Source organism: Mesorhizobium sp. ORM8.1 (assembly GCF_053005525.2).
This window is the reverse complement of record NZ_CM132600.1, coordinates 1793404-1813624: the sequence shown is the minus strand read 5'-3', so window position 1 is coordinate 1813624 and position 20221 is coordinate 1793404. Positions and strand designations below refer to the sequence as shown.

General features: G+C 64.0%; 19 protein-coding genes, 1 pseudogene and 1 riboswitch. Of the genes and pseudogenes, 13 read left to right on the top strand and 7 right to left on the bottom strand.

Features of this window, described 5'->3' with window-relative positions; all coding sequences use genetic code 11:
* Positions 1–16 precede the first annotated feature (16 nt).
* Positions 17–1117 carry a 3,4-dihydroxy-2-butanone-4-phosphate synthase gene (gene ribB / locus ACVDG8_RS09545; RefSeq protein ID WP_455707663.1) on the top strand — a complete coding sequence of 367 codons (1101 nt, stop codon included), beginning with the start codon at positions 17–19 and terminating at the stop codon, positions 1115–1117.
* Between the two features lie 264 nt (positions 1118–1381).
* Here the strand turns inward: ribB and ACVDG8_RS09540 are convergent, their stop codons facing one another.
* Positions 1382–2602 (bottom strand): MFS transporter, encoded by a 1221-nt coding sequence (locus ACVDG8_RS09540; protein ID WP_447254483.1) that lies wholly within the window; start codon positions 2600–2602, stop codon positions 1382–1384.
* A gap of 122 nt (positions 2603–2724) precedes the next feature.
* Between ACVDG8_RS09540 and ACVDG8_RS09535 the strand changes: the two genes are divergently transcribed.
* Entirely contained in the window at positions 2725–3318 is a 594-nt protein-coding gene (locus ACVDG8_RS09535) for a TetR/AcrR family transcriptional regulator (RefSeq protein ID WP_455707662.1), read from the top strand.
* Between the two features lie 132 nt (positions 3319–3450).
* Positions 3451–4434, top strand: a complete 984-nt coding sequence (locus tag ACVDG8_RS09530; protein ID WP_447254481.1) for a hypothetical protein — start codon at positions 3451–3453, stop codon at positions 4432–4434.
* Here ACVDG8_RS09530 and bluB read toward each other — a convergent pair whose 3' ends face one another.
* On the bottom strand, positions 4435–5079 hold the full coding sequence (gene bluB / locus ACVDG8_RS09525) for a 5,6-dimethylbenzimidazole synthase (protein WP_455707661.1): 645 nt from the start codon (positions 5077–5079) through the stop codon (positions 4435–4437).
* 126 nt (positions 5080–5205) lie between these two features.
* Positions 5206–5383: riboswitch (cobalamin riboswitch) on the bottom strand.
* A gap of 115 nt (positions 5384–5498) precedes the next feature.
* Here bluB and ACVDG8_RS09520 point away from each other — a divergent pair.
* The 6 genes from ACVDG8_RS09520 (at position 5499) to ACVDG8_RS09495 (ending at position 10531) form a co-directional block, all read left to right on the top strand.
* Positions 5499–6425, top strand: a complete 927-nt coding sequence (locus tag ACVDG8_RS09520; protein ID WP_447254479.1) for a histone deacetylase family protein — start codon at positions 5499–5501, stop codon at positions 6423–6425.
* A 3-nt stretch (positions 6426–6428) separates the two neighbouring features.
* The gene (locus ACVDG8_RS09515) at positions 6429–6680 is read left to right on the top strand and encodes an exodeoxyribonuclease VII small subunit (RefSeq protein ID WP_027164646.1); all 252 of its coding nucleotides are present in this window, start codon (positions 6429–6431) and stop codon (positions 6678–6680) included.
* 43 nt (positions 6681–6723) lie between these two features.
* Complete coding sequence (locus ACVDG8_RS09510; RefSeq protein WP_371011765.1) at positions 6724–6990, top strand: DUF2277 domain-containing protein; 267 nt, start codon at positions 6724–6726, stop codon at positions 6988–6990.
* A 9-nt stretch (positions 6991–6999) separates the two neighbouring features.
* Complete coding sequence (locus ACVDG8_RS09505; protein ID WP_447254478.1) at positions 7000–7920, top strand: pirin family protein; 921 nt, start codon at positions 7000–7002, stop codon at positions 7918–7920.
* A 270-nt stretch (positions 7921–8190) separates the two neighbouring features.
* On the top strand, positions 8191–10098 hold the full coding sequence (dxs, locus tag ACVDG8_RS09500) for a 1-deoxy-D-xylulose-5-phosphate synthase (RefSeq protein WP_447254477.1): 1908 nt from the start codon (positions 8191–8193) through the stop codon (positions 10096–10098).
* Between the two features lie 148 nt (positions 10099–10246).
* A complete protein-coding gene (locus ACVDG8_RS09495) occupies positions 10247–10531 on the top strand; it encodes a hypothetical protein (protein ID WP_447254476.1) in 285 nt (94 codons plus the stop codon).
* On the opposite strand, the gene ACVDG8_RS09490 is transcribed toward ACVDG8_RS09495, so the two are convergent.
* Positions 10532–10933, bottom strand: coding sequence for a GFA family protein (locus ACVDG8_RS09490; protein WP_447254475.1), 402 nt, complete (start codon positions 10931–10933; stop codon positions 10532–10534).
* A gap of 98 nt (positions 10934–11031) precedes the next feature.
* Here ACVDG8_RS09490 and ACVDG8_RS09485 point away from each other — a divergent pair, with 98 nt between their 5' ends.
* The 3 genes from ACVDG8_RS09485 to ACVDG8_RS09475 all read left to right on the top strand — a co-directional run bounded on the left by ACVDG8_RS09485 (position 11032) and on the right by ACVDG8_RS09475 (position 15763).
* Positions 11032–11814 carry a TlyA family RNA methyltransferase gene (locus ACVDG8_RS09485; protein ID WP_455707660.1) on the top strand — a complete coding sequence of 261 codons (783 nt, stop codon included), beginning with the start codon at positions 11032–11034 and terminating at the stop codon, positions 11812–11814.
* On the top strand, positions 11811–13046 hold the full coding sequence (locus ACVDG8_RS09480; protein WP_447254473.1) for a class I SAM-dependent RNA methyltransferase: 1236 nt from the start codon (positions 11811–11813) through the stop codon (positions 13044–13046). The genes ACVDG8_RS09485 and ACVDG8_RS09480 overlap by 4 nt, the downstream gene beginning before the upstream one ends.
* Positions 13047–13201: 155 nt before the next feature.
* Complete coding sequence (locus tag ACVDG8_RS09475) at positions 13202–15763, top strand: caspase family protein (RefSeq protein ID WP_455707659.1); 2562 nt, start codon at positions 13202–13204, stop codon at positions 15761–15763.
* 144 nt (positions 15764–15907) lie between these two features.
* On the opposite strand, the gene ACVDG8_RS09470 is transcribed toward ACVDG8_RS09475, so the two are convergent.
* From ACVDG8_RS09470 to ACVDG8_RS09455, 4 genes and pseudogenes are all read right to left on the bottom strand, one after another.
* Positions 15908–16585, bottom strand: a complete 678-nt coding sequence (locus ACVDG8_RS09470) for a transglutaminase-like cysteine peptidase (RefSeq protein WP_447254471.1) — start codon at positions 16583–16585, stop codon at positions 15908–15910.
* A 108-nt stretch (positions 16586–16693) separates the two neighbouring features.
* Positions 16694–16819, bottom strand: a pseudogene (locus ACVDG8_RS09465) (AbrB/MazE/SpoVT family DNA-binding domain-containing protein); the annotation flags it as partial.
* Between the two features lie 116 nt (positions 16820–16935).
* Positions 16936–18348, bottom strand: a complete 1413-nt coding sequence (gene tldD, locus ACVDG8_RS09460) for a metalloprotease TldD (RefSeq protein WP_447254470.1) — start codon at positions 18346–18348, stop codon at positions 16936–16938.
* A 115-nt stretch (positions 18349–18463) separates the two neighbouring features.
* Entirely contained in the window at positions 18464–19003 is a 540-nt protein-coding gene (locus ACVDG8_RS09455; RefSeq protein WP_447254469.1) for an invasion associated locus B family protein, read from the bottom strand.
* Positions 19004–19332: 329 nt separating this feature from the next.
* On the opposite strand from ACVDG8_RS09455, the gene coxB reads away from it, so the two are divergent.
* Positions 19333–20217: a cytochrome c oxidase subunit II gene (gene coxB / locus ACVDG8_RS09450; protein ID WP_447254468.1), complete on the top strand. Its 885-nt coding sequence runs from the start codon at positions 19333–19335 to the stop codon at positions 20215–20217.
* Positions 20218–20221: the final 4 nt, after the last annotated feature.

Below are 20221 nucleotides of genomic sequence, written 5' to 3'. Positions count from 1 at the left end.
GTGAAACGAGCGCCCCATGCCTTACGACCAGAAAAAGATCGTCGAAGCGATCCGTGCCTTCGAGCGCGGCGAGATCGTCGTCGTCATGGACGATGACGGGCGCGAGAACGAGGGCGACCTGATCGTTGCCGCTGTCCACTGCACGCCGGAAAAGATGGCCTTCATCATCCGCCACACCTCCGGCATCGTCTGCACGCCGATGCCGCGCGAGGAGGCGAAGCGCCTGAACTTGCAGCCGATGGTCGCCGACAATGATTCCGCCCACACCACCGCCTTCACCGTCAGCGTCGATTTCAAGCACGGCACGACAACAGGCATTTCGGCCGAGGACCGCACGCTGACCGTGCGCAATCTTGCCAATGGCAATGTCGGCGGCTCGGATTTCGTGCGGCCCGGCCATATCTTCCCGCTGATTGCGCGCGAAGGCGGCGTGCTGATGCGCTCAGGCCACACCGAGGCGGCTGTCGATCTTTGCAAGCTCGCCGGGCTGCCGCCGGTCGGCGTGATTTCGGAACTTGTCAATGACGACGGCACCGTCAAGCGCGGTCCGCAGGTCGCAAGCTTTGCCGAACAACATGGCCTGAAGCAGGTCTCGGTCGCCGACCTCATCGCCTACCGCCAGCGCAAGGAAACGCTGGTCGAGCGCGTCGCCTGTTCCGAAATCGACACGCTGGGCGGCAAGGCGCAGGTCTTCACCTACACGCTGCCCTGGGATTCCATGCACCATGTCGCGGTCGTCTTCGGCGACATCCGCGACGGCGAAGACGTGCCGGTGCGGCTGCATTCGGAGGATGTCGTCACCGATGTCTTCGGCACCAGCCATCGGCTGGACGCCATCATGAAGGCGATGGGCGAGCGCAAGCGCGGCGTCATCGTCTATCTGCGCGAAGGCTCGGTCGGCGTCGCGCATCAGGAGCGCAAACGCCCCCAGAGCGGCGACCGCGAGGACCATGAGGAGGCCCGCCGCCGCGAAAGCGAATGGCGCGAAATCGGCCTCGGCGCGCAGATCCTGAAGGATCTCGGCATTTCCTCGATCAACCTGGTCGCCTCGCGCGAGCGCCATTATGTCGGCCTCGAAGGCTTTGGCATCCACATCGCCAAGACCGAGATTCTTTAGCGGGCCTTACACGTCGTCATCCTAGGGCGAAGCAAGGAGCGTAGCGACGCGCGCAGACCCTAGGATCCATGCCAGGACTTCAAGGCGTTGCCACAGTCCAGAACTCTGCACCGTTGCACTCTACGATCAAGGTAACGGAATGGATCCTCGGGTCTTCGCGACGGAGCTTCGCTCCTGCTTCGCCCGTGGATGACGACGTCGCGTAGGCTTCGGCCAACTCCGAACGTCTGCGATGATCATGGGACGGCTGACTGCTCCTACCCATCACTCGGCCGGAACGACGACTTCGCCACAATCCTCGTTGCAATCATCCGTGGCCAGGCTGCGCTGGCCGGCGAGCACGGTGAGCAAGGCGATGCCGCCGGCCGCCGCCGAGACCCAGAACCCGCTCTGGGCGCCGAATTCATCCACCACCGCGCCGGCGACAAATGCGCCCAGCGCCATGCCGATGCCGATGCCGGTGGTCACCCAGGTGATGCCCTCGGTCAGCATCGCTTCCGGTACGTGCCGCTCGATCAGGCCGAAAGCGGTGATGAAGGTCGGCGAGATCGCCACCCCGCTAAGGAACACGGTCAGCGCCAGCAGCGGCACGGAGCCCGCGGTGAGCGGCAGCAACGTGCTCAGCGCCAGGACGGCGACCGCCATGGCCAGTTGCCGCTGCAGCGGCGTCTTCAGATTGAGCGCGCCGATGACGATGCCGAGCACGAACGATCCCAGCGCATAGACGCCGATGACCAGGCTGGCCGCACCTGGCTGCCCGAGTTGCTTGGTAAGCGCCACCGTACTGACTTCGGTCGTGGCGAAGGTCGCGCCGACGAAGATAATGGCCAAGGTGATGATCTGCACCGGCCGCAGACGGATCGCCGAGCCGCCTGAGTCATGACCAACCGGCCGGACCGGCGGTTCGGTCGAGCGCTGCAGCAGGAAAGTGGCCCAGCCAACGGCCAGAAACAGCGTGCTCGCCAGGACCCCGGCTTCCGGAAACAGCGCAGCGCTAAGCCCCACCGACAGCGACGCGCCGACGATATAGACCAGTTCGTCCGCGGCCGATTCGAAGGCGAAGGCAGTGTTCATCTGCGGACGCCCGCGAAACGTCTCGGTCCAGCGCGCGCGCACCATGGCCGGCATGCTGGGCATGGCGGCCGCCGCCAGCGCCGATGCGAACAGCGTCCATACCGGCCAATCCTGATTGGCCGCGACGATCAAGACCGCAAAGGCGACAAAGGTAATCAGAGTGGTGGGAACCGCGACCCGGCTCTGGCCAAGGCGGTCGACCAGCCTCGACGTCTGCGGCGAAACGAATGCGTTGGCCAAGGCGAATGTCGCCGAGACGGCGCCCGCCAGCCAGTATTCGCCGCGCGTCTGCGACAGCATCGCAACGATGCCGATCGGCGCCATGGCGATGGGCAGCCGCGCGACAAAGGCCGCCGCGGCAAAGCCTTTCGTGCCGGGAGCCCGAAAGATATCCGCATAAGGGTTTCGCATGATCCTGCTCCTCGACAAGGTGACATACCGCAACTACATACGCTGCGTATGAATGTCAGATAGTTCATACGCCGTGTATGTCAATTGGCATACGCAACGTATGTGAGTAGGGCCAGACGCCGATGCACAGACCGCGCAAGGAGATGATCGCCGAGACACGCGCCAAGTTGATCGCGGCCGCCCGCCATGCCTTCGGCACGATCGGCTACGCGGAGGCCTCGATGGACGATTTCACGGCCTCGGCCGGCCTCACGCGCGGCGCACTTTATCATCATTTCGGCGACAAGAAGGGGCTGCTGCAGGCGGTGATCGCCGAGATTGACGGCGAAATGGCTGTGCGGGTCAACGAGGTGGCCGCGCGCGCGCCGACCCGCTGGCAGCGCTTCGTCGACGAATGCACGACCTATATCGAAATGGCGCTGGAGCCGGAAATCCAGCGCATCATGTTCCGCGACGGCCCGGCGGTGCTCGGCGATCCGGCGCAGTGGCCGAACGCCAATGCCTGCATCGCCTCGATGACCGATCATCTCACCACGCTGCAGGAAAAGGGCGTGGTCGTTTCCGGTGTCGATCCCGAGACCGCCGCGCGGCTGATCAATGGCGCCAGCAGCCAGGCCGCCCAGCGCATCGCCAATTCAAAGGATCCGGAAGCGACGTCAAGGAAAGCGATAACGGCATTTAAGCAATTGCTTGAAGGCTTACTCAAGAAGACCTGACAATAGCACCAGAATAACGATACGAGCCGGGCTTGTGCACCAGTTTTGCGCGATGCAAACCTGTCGCGCAATTGACTTTCCCAGGCGCGGGCGCATGGTCTTCAGCCACTTCTAAGGCGGAGAGTCGGGGCCATGTGGGACTTCAGCATCGGCAAGTCGGTGTCCATCATGATGCGGACATGGCCGTTCATCGTCTTTCGCATGATCGTCTATTTCGGCATCACGATTGCCTACATCATGGCGACCGGCACGGGCGCCAGCGTCGGCTACGGCGTCGGCCACATCTCCACCGATCCCGACGGCCCGGCGTCGTTTGCGCTGTGGGGCGGCGTTGTCGGCTTCGGCATCGTCTCGATCGCCGTCTACTGGATCCGCGAATACATCCTTTATGTGCTCAAGGCCGGCCACATCGCCGTCATGGTCCACCTGATCGACGGCCACGACGTTCCCGACGGCCAGAGCCAGATCGCCTATGCCAAGGAAGTGGTCACCCAGCGTTTCGCCGAGGCCAACATCCTTTTCGTCGTCGACCAGCTGGTCAAGGGCGCCATCCGCGCCATCACCGGCCTGATCGGCGGCATCGCCGCCTTCCTGCCCATTCCGGGCCTCAGCGGCCTGGTCAGCTTCGTCAACACCATCATCCGTCTGTCGCTGACCTATGTCGACGAGATCATCCTCGGCTACAACATCCGCATCAATTCGAACTCGCCCTTCGAGACAGCGCGGCAAGGCGTCGTGCTTTACGCGCAGAACGGCAAGCACATGGTCAAGAACGCCGTCTGGCTGGCGGTGATCATGTGGGGCGTGTCCTTCGTCATCTTCCTGTTGATGCTGGCGCCTGCCGCCGCGATCCTCTGGGTCATGCCCGGACAGCTGGCCGGCTGGGCCTTCGTGCTGGCCATCGTCTTTGCCTGGGCCTTCAAGGCGGCCTTCATCGAGCCGTTTGCCATCGCTTCGCTGATGCAGGTCTATTTCGACGCCATCGAAGGCCAGACCCCCAATCCGGAATGGGATCGCCACCTGGCCGAGGCATCCTCGAAATTCAAGGAATTGCGCGACAGGGCGCTCGGCGCCTTCGGCGGCGGCTCGCGCTGGGATACGCCCCGGGCGGCTTGATCAGCTCTTTGAAGGGCTGCCAAGCCCTGCAATCGCCGATTTCAGCGACGCCTCGCCGGCGCCGCGAAATGTCTCGCTCATCACCAGTTCCGGCAAGGCCAGGCGCTTGCCCCAGCCATGCGTTTCGAGATCCGGCTTCGGCGCGAATTCCGAGACGCGGCCGACGCACAGATAAGCGATCGGCGTGACGTGTTCGGGGATCGACAAAAGCCGCTTCAACGCCTCCGTTTCGATGATGCTGACCCAGCCGACCCCGACACCCTCCGCTCGAGCCGCCAGCCAGAAATTCTGCACGGCGCAGACGGTGCTGTAGAGGTCCATCTCCGGATTGTGCCAGCGCCCAAGCGGCGAGTCCTTCGATCGCTGCCGGTCGCAGGTGATGCACAGATTGAGCGCGCTCTCGCAAATGCCTTCGAGCTTCAGCTTCCGGTAGAGTGCCTGCCGTTCGGCCTCGATGGCCGGCAGTTCCTGTTCGCGCGCGGCCAAAAACAGGTCGCGCACCTGCCGCCGTCTTGTCGCATCGCGGATGACGATGAAATTCCACGGCTGCATATAGCCGACCGACGGCGCATGATGGGCGGCGGTGATGAGCCGCGCCAGCACGCCATCGTCGAGGTTGTCGGTCGAAATGGCTGCGCACGTCACGCCGGGTGAACATCGCCCGGTAGACCGCGTCGCGCGCCAATTGGTCAAAGTCATCGCCGCCGATGGCGGGCGTCTGTGCTTGCATCGCTTTTCCCCTGCGATAAGCAGCCCCCGCCTGACCAAGCGGGTGACCATGTCTGCCAGGCCGGTCTTCTGGCTCGGGATCGACCCGCGTCCGGCGCCTTCCCGTCAACGACAGTGGCGTTTGCCGGCGCGGTCCCCCTCACAGCGTTGGGCACGCCACGGAATAAAACCGTGTTCCCGATTCTCCCGCGTCGCGGGCACCAGGCAGCGATGCGACCTTATCGCGAAGCTTGGCTCCCGCCAATGCCGTCAGCGACACGGCAAGGCGCGATTGTCCCCAGCCATTCGGCATTCAAACATGGCCATCGCGGCCATAGGTCCCTAGATTAGGGGCCATGGCCACACGTCTCTACACCCATCCGATCTTTCTCGAACACATCACGCCGCCCGGCCACCCCGAGCGTCCCGACCGTCTGCGTGCCATCGAGCGTGTGCTGGACGATGAGGCGTTTTCGGCGCTCGACCGCGTCAAGGCGCCGGAAGGCGACGAGGCGACGATCCTCTACGCCCATCCCGAGGATTTCGTTGAGCGCGTGCGCGCGGCGATCCCCGAGAGCGGCATCGCCTCGATCGACGCCGACACCAGCGCCAGCCCGAAGAGCTGGCAGGCGGTGGTGACGGCGATCGGCGCCGCCAACGCGGCTGTCGACGATGTCTTCGAGGGCCGCGCGGCAAACGTCTTCGTTGCCGCCCGTCCGCCCGGCCACCATGCCGAAAAGGCCACGGCAATGGGCTTTTGCCTGTTCAACACGGCGGCCATTGCGGCACGCTATGCACAGAAGAAACACCAGGCCGAGCGCGTCGCCATCATCGACTGGGATGTCCATCACGGCAACGGCACGCAGGACATCTTCTGGGACGATCCGTCGGTGCTCTATTGCTCGACGCATCAGATGCCGCTTTATCCGGGCACCGGCGCCAGGAGCGAGACCGGCGCCGGCAACATCGTCAACGCGCCGCTGGCGCCGCAGACCGGCAGCGATTTGTTCCGCGACGCTTTCCTGTCGCGCGTATTGCCCTCGATCGACGCCTTTGCGCCGGATCTGATCATCATTTCCGCCGGTTTCGATGCGCACCATCGCGACCCGCTGGCCGAGATCAACCTGACCGAGGACGATTTCGACTGGGCGACCGGCCAGTTGATGGAACGCGCCGGCCGCCACAGCGGCAACCGGCTCGTCAGCTTGCTGGAAGGCGGCTACGATCTGCAAGGACTGGCATTTTCAGTCGCCGCCCATGTCGGGCGGCTGATGAAGGGATAAAGTATGGCTGTCGAAGGCAATGAGGACGTCAAGGCGATGAGCTTCGAACAGGCGCTCGACGCGCTGGAGAAGATCGTCGATGATCTGGAGCGTGGCGACGTCCCGCTCGACCAGTCGATCAAGATCTATGAGCGCGGCGAGGCGCTGAAGGCCCATTGCGACCGGTTGCTGAAGGCCGCCGAGGACAAGGTCGAGAAGATCAGGCTGTCGCGCGACGGCAAGCCGGTGGGAACAGAGCCGCTCGACGCAGAGTAATTGAAAACGGTGGGGCAAAGAAAGTAGGTAAGGAGTTCAAGCTATGTGCCGCAACATCAAGACCCTGGCCAATTTCGAACCGCCGGCGACCAATGACGAAGTGCATGACGCGGCACTTCAGTTCGTGCGCAAGCTGAGCGGTTCGACGAAACCCTCCAAGCGCAACGAGCACGCGTTCCATCATGCCGTCGAGGCGATCGCGGCCGTTGCGCGCGAACTGCTCGATTCGCTCGAGACCAACCAGGAACCACGCAACCGCGAGGAAGAGGCGGCCAAGGCGAAAGCCAGGTCGGCGCTGCGCTTCGCCTGAGGGGTCGATATGAGCTTCTTTCCGGGAAACGATCCTGAGCCCGGCGATGCCTTCGCCTGCGATCAGATCGAGTTGATGGTCATCCCCAACGCCAAGGACATTGGCGGCTTCGAGGTGCGCCGCGCGCTGCCGACAGCCAAGCGTCGTCTGGTCGGGCCGTTCATCTTCTTCGATCGCATGGGTCCGGCCATCCTGCGCGCCGGCCATGCGCTCGATGTGCGCCCGCATCCGCATATCGGGCTTTCCACCGTCACTTATTTGTTCGACGGCAAGATCAGGCATCGCGACTCGCTCGGCACCGAAATGGTGATCCAGCCCGGCGACGTGAATTTGATGACCGCGGGGCGCGGCATCGTCCATTCCGAGCGCACGCCCGAGGAATTGCGCGGTGCGCCGATGTCGGTGTCCGGCCTGCAGACCTGGCTGGCGCTCCCGGACGGCAAAGAGGAAGTCGCCCCGGTGTTCGAGAACACCTCTGCAATACGCTTGCCGGAAGTCGACGCCGAGGGCGTCAGCGGCCGCGTCGTGATCGGCGAATTCTCGGGCCTGCGCTCGCCGGTCGCGACCGCCTCGGACACGCTTTACGCCGATCTCAGCCTGGCGGCAGGCGCCAGCGTGAAGATCCCGGCCGATGCCGAGGAGCGCGCCATCTATACGCTCGAAGGCGAGGTTTCGATCGCCGGCGACCGTTTTCCGGCCGAGCGGCTTCTGGTGTTCAAGCCGGGCGAGGAGATCGTCGTTTCGTCCGAGCGCGGCGCCCATTTCATGCTGTTCGGCGGCGCCTCGCTGGGCTCCAAGCGCTACATCTGGTGGAATTTCGTTTCCTCCTCGAAAGAACGCATCGAGCAGGCCAAGCAGGAATGGAAGACAGGCCGCTTCGATATCGTTCCCGGCGATGAGGAGGAGTTCATTCCGCTGCCCGAAGGTTAAGGCGTGTCGATATTCAGGTGATGCCGCCCTGCAAATGCCGGTTTCCTGCGCTTCCGGTGCTCGCGTACTTTAAGTACGCTCCGCTCCGGTTCTCGGAAACCACCATTTTCGGCGCGGCCTGACCTGAATCTCAACACGCCTTAAGGCGACGATAAGTACGCGTCACTGAGGCGCATTTACATTCGCCTATAGCCGGCCTATGCCCGCGCATGATTGTGGCGCAATTTCCTGGTAGCGCCGTGTTCGATCGTTTCAGCAGGACGCGCCCGAGTGAAGCCAGACACGCCGCTGCTCGACAAGGTCCGTATCCCGGCGGACTTGCGAACGCTTGAGGAAAGCGCGCTGCCGCAGCTCGCCGCCGAATTGCGCGCCGAGCTGATCGACGCGGTGTCGCAGACCGGCGGCCATCTCGGCGCCGGCCTCGGCGTGGTGGAACTGACGGTCGCGCTGCACTACGTCTTCAACACGCCGCAGGACCGGCTGATCTGGGACGTCGGCCACCAGGCCTATCCGCACAAGATCCTGACCGGCCGCCGCGACCGCATCCGCACGCTGCGCCAGGAAGGCGGTCTCTCCGGCTTCACGCGGCGCGCCGAGAGCGAATACGATCCGTTTGGCGCGGCGCATTCCTCGACATCGATTTCGGCCGGCCTTGGCATGGCCATGGCGCGCGACCTGTCGGGCGGCCGCAACAACGTCATTTCCGTTATCGGCGACGGCGCCATGTCGGCGGGCATGGCCTTCGAGGCCTTGAACAATGCCGGCGCGCTCGATGCCCGCCTGATCGTCATCCTCAACGACAACGACATGTCGATTGCGCCGCCGACCGGCGCGATGAGCGCCTATCTGGCGAGGCTTGCCTCGGGCAAGACTTATCTCGGCTTGCGCGATTTCGGCAAGAAGCTGACCTCTTATCTCGGCAAGCGCGCCGACCGCGCCATCACCCGCGCCGTCGAGCATGCGCGCGGCTACGTCACCGGCGGCACGCTGTTCGAGGAACTCGGCTTCTACCACATCGGCCCGATCGACGGGCACAATCTCGAACACCTGATCCCGGTGTTGAAGAACGTCCGCGACAATGGCGACGGCCCGGTGCTGATCCATGTCGTGACCCAGAAGGGCAAGGGCTATGCGCCGGCGGAAGCCGCCGCCGACAAGTACCACGGCGTCAACAAGTTCGACGTCATCACCGGCGCGCAGGCCAAGGCGCCCGCCAACGCGCCGGCCTATACCAAGGTCTTTGCCGAAAGCCTGATCCAGGAAGCGCGCGAGGACGACCGCATCGTGGCGGTCACCGCCGCCATGCCGAGCGGCACCGGCCTCGATCTGTTCGGCGAGATATTTCCGGCAAGGACCTTCGATGTCGGCATCGCCGAGCAGCATGCGGTGACCTTCGCCGCGGGGCTGGCCACCGAGGGCTACAAGCCCTTCGCCGCCATCTACTCGACCTTCCTGCAGCGCGCCTACGACCAGGTCGTCCATGACGTGGCGATCCAGAAATTGCCGGTGCGTTTCCCCATCGACCGCGCCGGCTTCGTCGGCGCCGACGGCGCCACGCATTGCGGCGCCTTCGATACCACTTTTCTGGCGACGCTGCCGGGCTTCGTGGTCATGGCCGCTGCCGATGAGGCGGAACTGCGCCACATGGTGCGCACCGCCGCCGATTATGACGGCGGCCCGATCGCCTTCCGCTATCCGCGCGGCAATGGCGTCGGCGTCGATATGCCGGAGCGCGGCGCGGTGCTCGACATCGGCAAGGGCCGCATCCTGAAGGAAGGCACCAAGGTCGCGCTGCTGTCCTTCGGCACAAGACTGCAGGATTGTCTGCTGGCCGCCGAGGAACTCGGCGCTTCCGGCCTGTCCACCACCGTTGCCGATGCGCGTTTCGCCAAGCCGCTGGACGAAGACCTCATCCGCCGCCTGGCGCGCTCGCATGAGGTTCTGGTGACGGTCGAGGAGGGCGCCATCGGCGGTTTCGCCAGCCAGGTGCTGCATTTCCTTGCCCATGAAGGCCTGCTGGAAAGCGGCCTCAAGGTGCGCCCGCTGGTGCTGCCGGACGCGTTCAGCGACCACGCCAAGCCCGAAAAGATGTATGCCGATGCCGGCCTCGACACGGCCGGCATCGTGCGCACGGTCTTCGCCGCGCTTGGCCGCGGCGTCCAGGCGCAGCGCGCCTGAATCGAACTCTCAACTTGCTGAACTGGTTTGCCGGCTATCTCCGGTAACTCTTTGTTAACGTTTTCGTTTGGCGTTTTGCTTACCCTGTCTTTTGGCCGTTTTTCAACGGCGCCCTGCTATACCCGGGTCAAGGCAGGGAGCTAAAAAAATGAAGTCGTTTCTGTGCGGCATGGCCATTCTGGCGGCCACGGTTGCGCCGGCGGCAGCCGAAATGCGCTACGATCGCAACCTCGAAAAGGCCGTGACGGATATCGTCGTCAGCAAGATGGGCAACATCCGCGGCGGCTTTTCCTACAGGCAGGTCCCGCAGCTGGTGGTGGTTCCCGAAGTCCCGCCAGCCGCGCCCGCTCCAGTCGAGACACGCAAGCAGGCCGCCAACGACGGCGGCTTGATGCCCGCCGTCGAACGCCGCGTTTCGCGGATCGTCTTTTAATCAAAACCACATATCGCGCACGCAGCGGCCGTCGCGCGGTAGGTCATCAAATGTTTCGAGGCCGTCAAAATGGTCGATGGGCAGGTCGGCGACTGCTTCAGGCGGCGCCAGCCGGACATTGACGGCAATGCGCGTGCGGCCGCTTTTGCCGGCGCGCAGGCCGCGCCAGGCGAGCACGCAGGCACAGCTCGGGCAAAACAGGATTTCGAGTTCGGGCTCCGCCACTCCGGCGCGCGTGTAGGAACTCACCGGTCCGGAAACCCGGATGCGTTCATCGACATAGTCATAGGCCCAGAGCGCGCCATAGCGGCGGCAAAGCGTGCAGTTGCAGGCGGTGACCGGTCCGGGGTCGCCTTCAAGCGTCCAATGGATTTTGCCGCAATGGCAGGTTCCCGTCAGCATCGGACCTCCATTCCGTCGCCGTATCCCCGGTAATGTGCAGGAGGTACAGGAGGTCGGCAAGTCATCTATCGCCTTGCTATCGCGGCCGGCTTTCGCCAATGAAGGCCGATGAGTTCCCCTTGCCAGCCAGCCAGCGCCAGCGGCTCGACGAACTGCTCGTCGGGCGCGGCCTGTTCGCCAGCCGCTCGCGCGCCCGCGACGCCATCGAACGGGGCACGGTGACGATCGACGGCGCGGTCGCCCGCAAGCCCGGCCAACCCGTCGCGCACGACTGCCAGATCGCCATCGACGATCCGGCGCAAGCCTATGTGTCGCGCGCGGCGCTGAAGCTGATCGCCGGCCTCGACCATTTCGGCCTCGATCCTACGGGCAGCGAAGCGCTCGACATCGGCGCGTCGACCGGTGGCTTCACCCAGGTGCTGCTCGAGCGCGATGCTGCCCACGTCACGGCGATCGATGTCGGCCATGGCCAGATGCACGCCGATATCGCCGACAATCCGCGTGTGACGGTGATCGAAGGGCTGAATGCCCGTCAGCTCACCGCTGCCGATCTTGGTGGCCGTTTCCCCGATTTCCTGGTCTGCGACGTCTCCTTCATCTCGCTCAAGCTGGCGCTGCCGCCGGCGCTCGAATTGGCGCAAGACGGCGCCAAGGCAATCCTGCTCGTCAAGCCGCAGTTCGAGGCCGGGCGCGAAGCAGTCGGCAAGGGCGGCCTGCTCAAGGCGCCAGCCGATGCCGGACGCGTCGCCGAGGGTCTGCGCGATTGGCTGGCCGGCATTCCAGGCTGGCGGGTGCTGGGCCTGCAGCCATCGCCGATCGAAGGCGGCGACGGCAACCGTGAATTCCTGCTTGCCGCGATCAAGGACGCTTCATTGCGATGAGCCCGCGTTTCACCATTGCCAGGCTGGGCTCGCAAGGCGACGGCATCGCCGCTGCGGAAGGCGGTGAGGTCTATATCCCCTTTGCCTTGCCGGGCGAGACGGTGACCGCCGCACGGCAGAAAGACCGCGCCACCTTGATGTCGGTGCTGGAAAGCTCGCCGCTCAGGATCGATCCGGCCTGCCGCCATTTCACGGAATGCGGCGGCTGCGCGCTGCAGCATTTCGAGACCGAGGCCTACCGGCAATGGAAGCGCGAGAAAGTCGTGCAGGCGCTGAAGGGCGTCGCCGCCGAGGTCGGCCCGCTGGTGTCGTGCGCGCCGCACAGCCGCCGCCGCGTCACCTTCAGCGCCAGGCGTAGCGAGGCCGGCATGCAGCTCGGCTTCATGCGCGCGCTTTCCTCCGAAATCATCCCGATCGAGGAATGCCCGATCTCGCTGCCTTCGATCGTCGCGGCGCTTGGCCGTCTGCGCGGCCTGGCTGACCTCGTTTGCGCGACGCCGAAGGCTTTTCATATGACGGTGACGGCCACTGCGTCAGGCCTCGACGTCGCCGTCCACGATGGTGGCAAGCTTGGCGACCACCAGCGCCGCATCGCCTCTAATTTCGCCATGGCCGAGGGTTTTGCGAGGCTTTCCGCCGACGGCGAAATCATCGTCGAACCGAAAAAGCCCACCGTGCAGTTCGGATCCGTGGCCGTCGCCTTGCCGCCGGGCGCCTTCCTGCAGGCGACCGAGGCCGCCGAGCAGACCATGGCTACCCTGGTTGGTCAGCATCTGGCGCGTGCCAAGAAGGTCGCCGACCTGTTCGCCGGTTGCGGCAGTTTCGCGCTGCGGCTGGCGGCGAAGTCCGAGGTTCATGCCGTCGAGGGCGATGCGCCGGCGCTCGCCGCGCTCGACCGCGCCTTCCGCTTCGCCAGCGGCCTGAAACGCGTGACCAGCGAACGCCGCGACCTGTTCCGGCGGCCGCTGACCTTCAAGGAATTGAACGCCTTCGATGGCCTGGTCTTCGATCCGCCGCGCGCCGGCGCCGAGGATCAGTCCAAGCAGATCGCGCGTTCCGACGTGCCGCTGGTCGCAGCCGTCTCCTGCAATCCGGTGACGTTGGCCAGGGATCTGCGCATTCTCCTCGATGGCGGCTATACGCTGAAGAGCGTTACGCCGATCGATCAGTTCCTGTGGTCGCCACATGTCGAGGCGGTCGCGCTGCTCGAGAAGCCGAAGCGGCGGCGATAGACCGCCACCAGCGGCTCGCGAGAAAAATTGTGAAGCGTCTGTTCTTCCGACGAAATTACGCCCTAAAGCCGCCTTTTTGCGGGCCCTAATTTTAGCGGTTCGGGAAACATTTTGATCTTCAGAGCGTTATCACCGTGAATGGATGGCGGATTGCGATGCGGACGTTTCAGAAATTCCTTTGGCTCGTCGTCGCTCTTGTCCTTTTCGTGGCCGGTTCCACGGCTGGCGCGCTGGCGCAGGGCGAAAAGCGGCTGGGCTTCGTCATCGGCAATGGCGCCTATCAGTCCGGCGAACTCGCGACAGCCGCCAATGACGGGGGATTGATCGCTCAGACCCTGCAGGCGGCTGGTTTCGATGTGGTTGGCGCGCGCGATGTGGATCAGGAATCGCTACGCGGCGCCTTGCGCGATTTCCTCGGAAAGGTCTCCGCCGCCGGTCCCGACGCGGTCGTTTTCGTGTATCTCGCCGGCCGCGGCGTGCAGTTCGAAGGCGAGAATTACTTCCTGCCGGTCGACGCCCAGATCGCCAGTCCGGCAGACGTGCCGCTTCAAGCCATGCGGCTCTCCGATATCACCAAGTCTCTGGCCGGGCTGACGACGAAGGTCAACATCGTCGTCCTCGATGCGGCTCGGCCGAATGCCTTTCCGAAAATGAGCCAGCCGTTGGCCGGCGGTCTCGCCCTGGTCGATCCCGACCCGAACATGCTGATTGCATTCAATGCTGCTCCGGGAACTGTTGCGCCGGAAGGCAAGGGCACCTATGGCGCCTATGCTCAGGCGCTCGCCGAGATGATACGCGAAGGCGGCTTGTCGCTTGACGACGTGTTCGACCGCACACGGCTGCGTGTCAACGAGGTGACGCAAGGTGCGGAAGTGCCTTGGAATGCCTCGAAGATCACCACACCGTTCGTCTTCTTCGACCGTGCTGCTGACGCTCCCGCGCCCAAGGTTTCGGAGGCCGAATCCCGGTCCAATCGGACCAGGGCGATCCGCGACTTCGATGCACACGACGCTTACGTCGCGGCTCTCGACCGCGACACGATGCGCGGCTACGAGGATTTCCTTGTCGCCTATCCGCATGACCCGATGGCCAAGCGCGTGCGCGCCATCATCGCTGCGCGGCGCGAGGCGATCACCTGGCGCGAGACGTGGCTGCAGGACACGCCGGAAGCCTATTGGTCTTATCTGCGGCGGTATTCGCATGGCCCGCACGCATGGGACGCGCGTCGCCGGCTCGAGCATTTCGATACGGCACTGGAGCCGCCGGAGGAATTCACGGTCTATGACTATGATGTGCCGCCTCCGCCGGAGGAGGAAATCGTCTATGTCGACCGTCCAGTGCTCTATTTCGACGATCCCGATTTCGATTTCGAGCCGCCGCCGCCGGTCGCTGTGATCTTCCTGCCGCCGCCGCCGCCGGATTTCGTGGTGTTGGCGCCGCCGCCGCCGCCGGTCGACGTCTTTGTTCTGCCGACGCCGGTGTTCGTGCCGATACCCGCGTTTATCAACCCGCCGCGTAACATCGTGCCGCCGCCGAACGACATCATCTTCAACAACATCCACAACACGACCGTCATTAACAACATCAACAACACGACGATCAACAACGAAACCGCCAAGCAGGCCGGACAGCCAAACGGCAATGCACCGAGCGGTCTCACCACCGGGCAGAAACTGGCGGTTGGTGCGGGCGCCGCGGCTCTGGCGGCCACGGTGGCGCTGCCACCGTTGCTGCAGAAAAAGGCGGTGCTGTCCAAGCAGAATCAAGGCGGCCAGCCGCTTAAACCCGGCCAGGCCGCGACACAGGGTCAGCAGCCTGGCGCCGCGACTCCGCTGTCGAAGAACCTGTCCGCCGACAAGCTTGGGACCGACCACGCCTTACCCGGAGCCAACGGCAAGACGCTGCCGCTCGTCAACGGCAAGCCGGTACTAAACGGCCAGAATTTGCCGGGCAACGAGTCGAAGAAGCTGCTCGGCAAGCAAGGCACCCAGGAAAACAACCAGCAGGCAACCGGCAACGGCCAGCAGAACGGAGCCGGCGACGATCAGGGCAAGAATGGCAAGTCTCGCAAGCTGCCGACCGTCAACGGCGCGCCGGCCGAGAACGGGCAGAGCGCCCAGCAGAGGTTCGGGAAGAACAGTCCGAACGCGTTGTCCGGCCAGAACAACGGCAAACCGAAGAAGCTGACACGCAAGGATTTATCGGCCGGCCAGGCTGCCGGACCGAGCGATCAGGGTTCTGCGAGCGGTAACAACAAGGGCAAGAAGTTTCGCAAGCCGCCGACCGTCAGTGGCGCGCCGGCCGATAACCGGCCGAGCGTGCAGGAGCGGCTCAGGAAGAACAATCCGAATGTTTTCTCCGGCCAGAATCAGGGTTCGGCTAACGGGAACAGGAAGTTCCGCGGACTGCCGAACGGCGAACAAGGTTCCGCCGGCGCGGGCGTCGACGTCCAGCGCAACTTCAAGGCCAACAGGCTGAACGAGAACGTCAAGCACCAGTTCAAGCAGGAAAAACCGAACGTGCAGGTGCTTAGGCCGCAGAGGCCCGAGTTCCAGGCGCAGCCAAAACCTCAGATGCAAGAAAGACGCCTGCAGCAGCCGAGGCCTCAGCCTCAGGTGCAGGAGCGGCGCCTGCCGCAACAGCCCAGGGAGCAGCCATCACAAGGTAACAAGAAGCCGACCTGCGGGCATCCTGGCGAGCCACCCTGCAAGCAGTAGGCCAGTAGGTTTGCTTGGCCACGGGCGGCGATGCCAAGTTCATGGGCCGGATTTTGTCCGCCCATGAACTTGCGAGGTAGAGGATATCCGGTTTGTGGCGGGTCAGCCCGTCAAAGGTGGATCGCTCCGGGTCCCGGCCGGCCTTTACGAGCTTGGCGAGAGGCGCTTCGCCGTGCCGCCGCGCTGGTTGATCGACACCCAATTGTTCGGGTTCTGCTGCGACTGGCGTTTCATGAAATAATAGCCGGTGGCGTTCCAGGGCCTGATCTCGTTGACCAGATTGTCCAGGATGAGATCGCCCTTGTCGGTCTTCACCGTCAGGATGGTGTGGCCTTCATTGTGCAGATCGCGCACCACCGTCATCAGCAGCGCCTGCCGGGGAAAGCCGGCCTGCAGGAGCAGCTTGCGCTTGTAGAGGGCATAGATCTTGCAGTCGCCCTTGCCGTCCGTCGGATAGTCCCAGTGGTCCATCATCGTGCCCCAATGGTCGTAGTTGCTGACCGGTTTGATGGAGCTGTTGGCTTTCTGGTTTATCCGCTGGAGCGTGCGCATGTTCTGCGCGGTCAGCTTGACATTCGTGGCTGGCAGCGCGGGCACTTTGCACTCTTTTGGCCGGCGATGGCAGAAATCGAGCCAGCCATAGGGGACGCTGGTTGTTCCGCCAACCGCGGCGGAGCTCGACCCGCCGATGGCAGGTTGCTTCGACGTCTGCTTGAAGAAGCTCGACTGTGCCGCCGCCGGACTGACTTGCAGCGACGTGGCACCAATCAACGAAACAAGGCCAATGAGGGAAGACGTCAGGACGTGAGGGGAACCTAGCACTGCCAACACCACCGCAACGAGGAGACTGTCGAAGAGTTAATGCGGAAACGGCAAGCCTCGCAATTAAATAATTAATAATGTCCTAAAACAATACGTTGCGCTGGTTGGCTAATCGCGAGCATGACGCCGTCGCGCTTCGGCAAGCACGCCAGCATCCATTTCGTCTAATGTCTTCGGTTCGCCGCTGTGCGGCAGAACGCCGAAGACATCTTGCGGTCGCGTTGGGGTGACAGCCAACCGCGACTTCGGCGGAACGCCCTGCGGCTTGATCTCGGATTCAGACATCAAGACACCATTTGCTGAAAACGTCATCTGGCGGAGAATAGTCCTACCAGAATGCCCGGCAATCCTCAAACCCTTGTGCCGCCCACCGTCACCTGGTTCATCCTCAGATGCGGCTGGCCGACGCCGACCGGCACGCCCTGTCCGGCCTTGCCGCACATGCCGATACCGTTGTCGAGCTTCATGTCGTTGCCGATCATCGAGACCCTATGCATGGCGTCGGGACCGTTGCCGATCAACATCGCGCCCTTGATCGGCTGCGTCACCTTGCCGTTCTCGATCATGTAGGCTTCGGTGCAGCCGAACACGAATTTGCCCGACGTGATATCGACCTGGCCGCCGCCGAAGGAGACGGCGTAGATGCCGTTCTTGACCGAGGCGATGATCTCGTCCGGCTCCATGTCGCCCGCGGTCATATAGGTGTTGGTCATGCGCGGCATCGGCTGGTGCGCGTAGCCCTCGCGCCTTCCGTTGCCGGTCGCCTTCATGCCCATCAGCCGGGCGTTCTGGCGGTCCTGCATATAGCCGACAAGCTTGCCGTCCTCGATCAGCACGTTGCGTGCCGAGGGCGTGCCCTCGTCGTCCACGGTGAGCGAACCGCGGCGCTCGGGGATCGTGCCGTCATCGACGACGGTGACGCCCTTGGCCGCCACCTGTTGGCCCAAGAGGCCGGCGAAGGCCGACGTCTTCTTGCGGTTGAAATCGCCTTCCAGACCGTGGCCGACCGCCTCATGCAGCATCACGCCCGGCCAGCCGCTGGACAGCACGATATCGAAGGTGCCGGCTGGTGCGGGAACCGCTTCGAGATTGACCAGCGCCTGCCGCAGAGCCTCGCTGGCGGCATGCTTCCAGTTTTCCTCGCCGACGAACTCGCCAAAGCTCTTGCGGCCGCCCATGCCGTAGGAGCCGCTTTCCTGCCGGTCGCCGTCGCCGACCACGACCGACACGTTGATGCGGACCAGCGGGCGGATGTCGCGCACGATCTGGCCGTCGCCGCGCACGATCTCGACATGCTGCCAGGACGCGGCGAGCGAGGCCGTCACCTGGCGCACGCGCGGATCCCTGGCGCGCACCCAGCTGTCGATCTCCTGCAACAGCTTGGCCTTGGCCTCGAAGGAGGGCGAGGGGATCGGGTTTTCGTCGCCGTAAAGATGCCGGTTGGTGCGCGCGGGCGCGGCGGCCAGCGTTCCGGAATAGCCGCCCTTGACCGTCGAGACGGCATCGGCCGCGCGCCGCAGCGAAGCCTCCGAGAGCTCGCTCGAATGCGCATAGCCGCTCGCCTCGCCGGCCACGGCGCGCAGGCCGAACCCCTGGTCGGTGCTGAAATTGGCCGTCTTCAGCCGGCCATTGTCGAACATCAGCGCCTCGCTCTCGCTGTATTCGATAAACAGCTCGCCGTCGTCGGCGCCCTTGATGGTCTCGGCGACGATCTCTTTGACGCGATCGTCGGAAATGTCGAATTGGCCGATCAGGCTGTTCATGGCGGGCTGTCCACTGGGTAATTTCTCTGGCTTCCCCCGATGTAGGGGTGAAGGCACGCCAAGACAATCGGCGTTCGCCGCACAAAGCGATTGTGATAGCCGCGAAACGCTCTGCTCAGGGCAGGGCGGCGAAGCCGTCGGCGAAGCCTTTGAGGTCGACGGGGATGCCGATGCCTTCCTCGGGCGTCTGGAAGACGATGAAGGTGGCCGACGTGCCGGTCTTCAGCGTGTCGAGCAGCGGCTTCTCGAGGATAACCTCGGCATAGCAGCCGTCCTGGAAGCAGCGCACGAAATAGGCGCGGCCGATATCCTTGCCGTCGACATTGAGGCCGAGGCCGTTGGGCAAGAGCACGCCGAGCGGCGCCAGCACCCGCAGGATCTCGGCCTTGTTGTCGGCAGTGCGCAGCACCACCACCGACAGCCCCATTTCCGGGCGGTCCTCGGCAACGACGTTCTGCATCATCACGCATTGTTCGGAGGTCGCGCCTGCCGGTGTGTCGCAGATGATCGACCACGCGCCATGCGTCGACTTGACCGTGCCGCTCGGCGGCGTGGCGTTGTTCGGCGGGGCGGCGGTGCCGACGGCTATGCCGACGCCGAGCAAGGCGATGGCTAGGGTGACCTTCGCCAGGGTTCTCGAAAGCCAGGAAGTCATGACGGCTCCATTGCGAATCACGGCACTTTAAGCCGCGCTGGGGCCAAGTAAAGGACGAGACCGTCGCCGGTCCGCCCCGATACCCGGCAATTCAGCGCTTTTCCATAGCAAATTCGCCCGAATTGCGACCGTCCGCCGGACCGCCTCGTCACGGCCCGCCATGCCCTTCGGGCTGCGCGCAAAAATGCCGCACGGTTTCGTCCGCTCCTTCCTTGCGGAGGGAAATAGAGTATGGTTTGAACCAGCCTAGGGACAGACCGGGATTCCCAATCCCGGCATCCTCCCTTATTGGTGCGATCAGATCGCGGGAAGTGGGAGACGAGAGGGCGATGAGGAAATTCCTGGCAAGCGCTGAATTCTTGGCAGGTACGGCCGCTTCGGCCGTGCTCTTCTCCAGTGCCGCGGCCCATGCCGACCAGCCCCGCCCATGGGAGATGACCTTCCAGGCGCCGGCGACCGACATGATGCGGCAGATCGAGCGGTTCGGGAACTACACCATGTGGTTCATCGTCCCGATCACCATCCTGGTGCTGTTGCTTCTCTTCGTTTGCATCCTGCGCTTCCGCGCCAGCGTCAACCCGGTTCCGTCCAAGACCAGCCACAACACGCTGATCGAAGTCGTCTGGACCGTCGGGCCGGTGCTCGTGCTGCTCTTGATCGCCATTCCCTCCTTCCAGCTCTTGACCGCGCAATATACGCCGCCGGAAGAGGCCAAGCTCACCGTCAAGGCGACCGGCAACCAGTGGAACTGGGACTACGAATACCAGGTCGACAAGACCTTCTCCTTCAACTCGGCGATTCTCCAGGATGGCGACCGCGCCAAGGCCGGCAAGGAAGATCGCGCCCGCTATCCGCGCCTGCTCGCGGTCGACAATGAACTGGTCGTGCCGGTCAACACCATGACGCGCGTGCTGATCACCGCCACCGACGTCATCCATTCCTTCGCCATGCCGTCCTTCGGCATCAAGATGGACGCCGTGCCCGGCCGCACCAACGAGACCTGGTTCAAGGCCGAGAAGGAAGGCCTCTATTACGGCCAGTGCTCGCAGCTCTGCGGCAAGGACCATGCCTTCATGCCGATCGCGATCCGCGTCGTCTCCGAGGCGCAGTTCAAGACCTGGCTGGCGACGGCCGAGACCGACGTGCCCGGCGCCAACAAGGCGCTGATGGCTGAGATCGATGGTACCAATAAGGTAGCGGCCGCCGGCAACTGATGCC

Coding starts and splice junctions, on each gene's coding strand:
- ribB (WP_455707663.1), top strand. CDS start 17: ATGCCTTACGACCAGAAAAAGATCGTCGAAGCGATCCGTGCCTTCGAG.
- ACVDG8_RS09540 (WP_447254483.1), bottom strand. CDS start 2,602: ATGCGAAACCCTTATGCGGATATCTTTCGGGCTCCCGGCACGAAAGGC.
- ACVDG8_RS09535 (WP_455707662.1), top strand. CDS start 2,725: ATGCACAGACCGCGCAAGGAGATGATCGCCGAGACACGCGCCAAGTTG.
- ACVDG8_RS09530 (WP_447254481.1), top strand. CDS start 3,451: ATGTGGGACTTCAGCATCGGCAAGTCGGTGTCCATCATGATGCGGACA.
- ACVDG8_RS09520 (WP_447254479.1), top strand. CDS start 5,499: ATGGCCACACGTCTCTACACCCATCCGATCTTTCTCGAACACATCACG.
- ACVDG8_RS09515 (WP_027164646.1), top strand. CDS start 6,429: ATGGCTGTCGAAGGCAATGAGGACGTCAAGGCGATGAGCTTCGAACAG.
- ACVDG8_RS09510 (WP_371011765.1), top strand. CDS start 6,724: ATGTGCCGCAACATCAAGACCCTGGCCAATTTCGAACCGCCGGCGACC.
- ACVDG8_RS09505 (WP_447254478.1), top strand. CDS start 7,000: ATGAGCTTCTTTCCGGGAAACGATCCTGAGCCCGGCGATGCCTTCGCC.
- ACVDG8_RS09495 (WP_447254476.1), top strand. CDS start 10,247: ATGAAGTCGTTTCTGTGCGGCATGGCCATTCTGGCGGCCACGGTTGCG.
- ACVDG8_RS09490 (WP_447254475.1), bottom strand. CDS start 10,933: ATGCTGACGGGAACCTGCCATTGCGGCAAAATCCATTGGACGCTTGAA.
- ACVDG8_RS09485 (WP_455707660.1), top strand. CDS start 11,032: ATGAAGGCCGATGAGTTCCCCTTGCCAGCCAGCCAGCGCCAGCGGCTC.
- ACVDG8_RS09480 (WP_447254473.1), top strand. CDS start 11,811: ATGAGCCCGCGTTTCACCATTGCCAGGCTGGGCTCGCAAGGCGACGGC.
- ACVDG8_RS09475 (WP_455707659.1), top strand. CDS start 13,202: ATGCGGACGTTTCAGAAATTCCTTTGGCTCGTCGTCGCTCTTGTCCTT.
- tldD (WP_447254470.1), bottom strand. CDS start 18,348: ATGAACAGCCTGATCGGCCAATTCGACATTTCCGACGATCGCGTCAAA.
- ACVDG8_RS09455 (WP_447254469.1), bottom strand. CDS start 19,003: ATGACTTCCTGGCTTTCGAGAACCCTGGCGAAGGTCACCCTAGCCATC.
- coxB (WP_447254468.1), top strand. CDS start 19,333: ATGAGGAAATTCCTGGCAAGCGCTGAATTCTTGGCAGGTACGGCCGCT.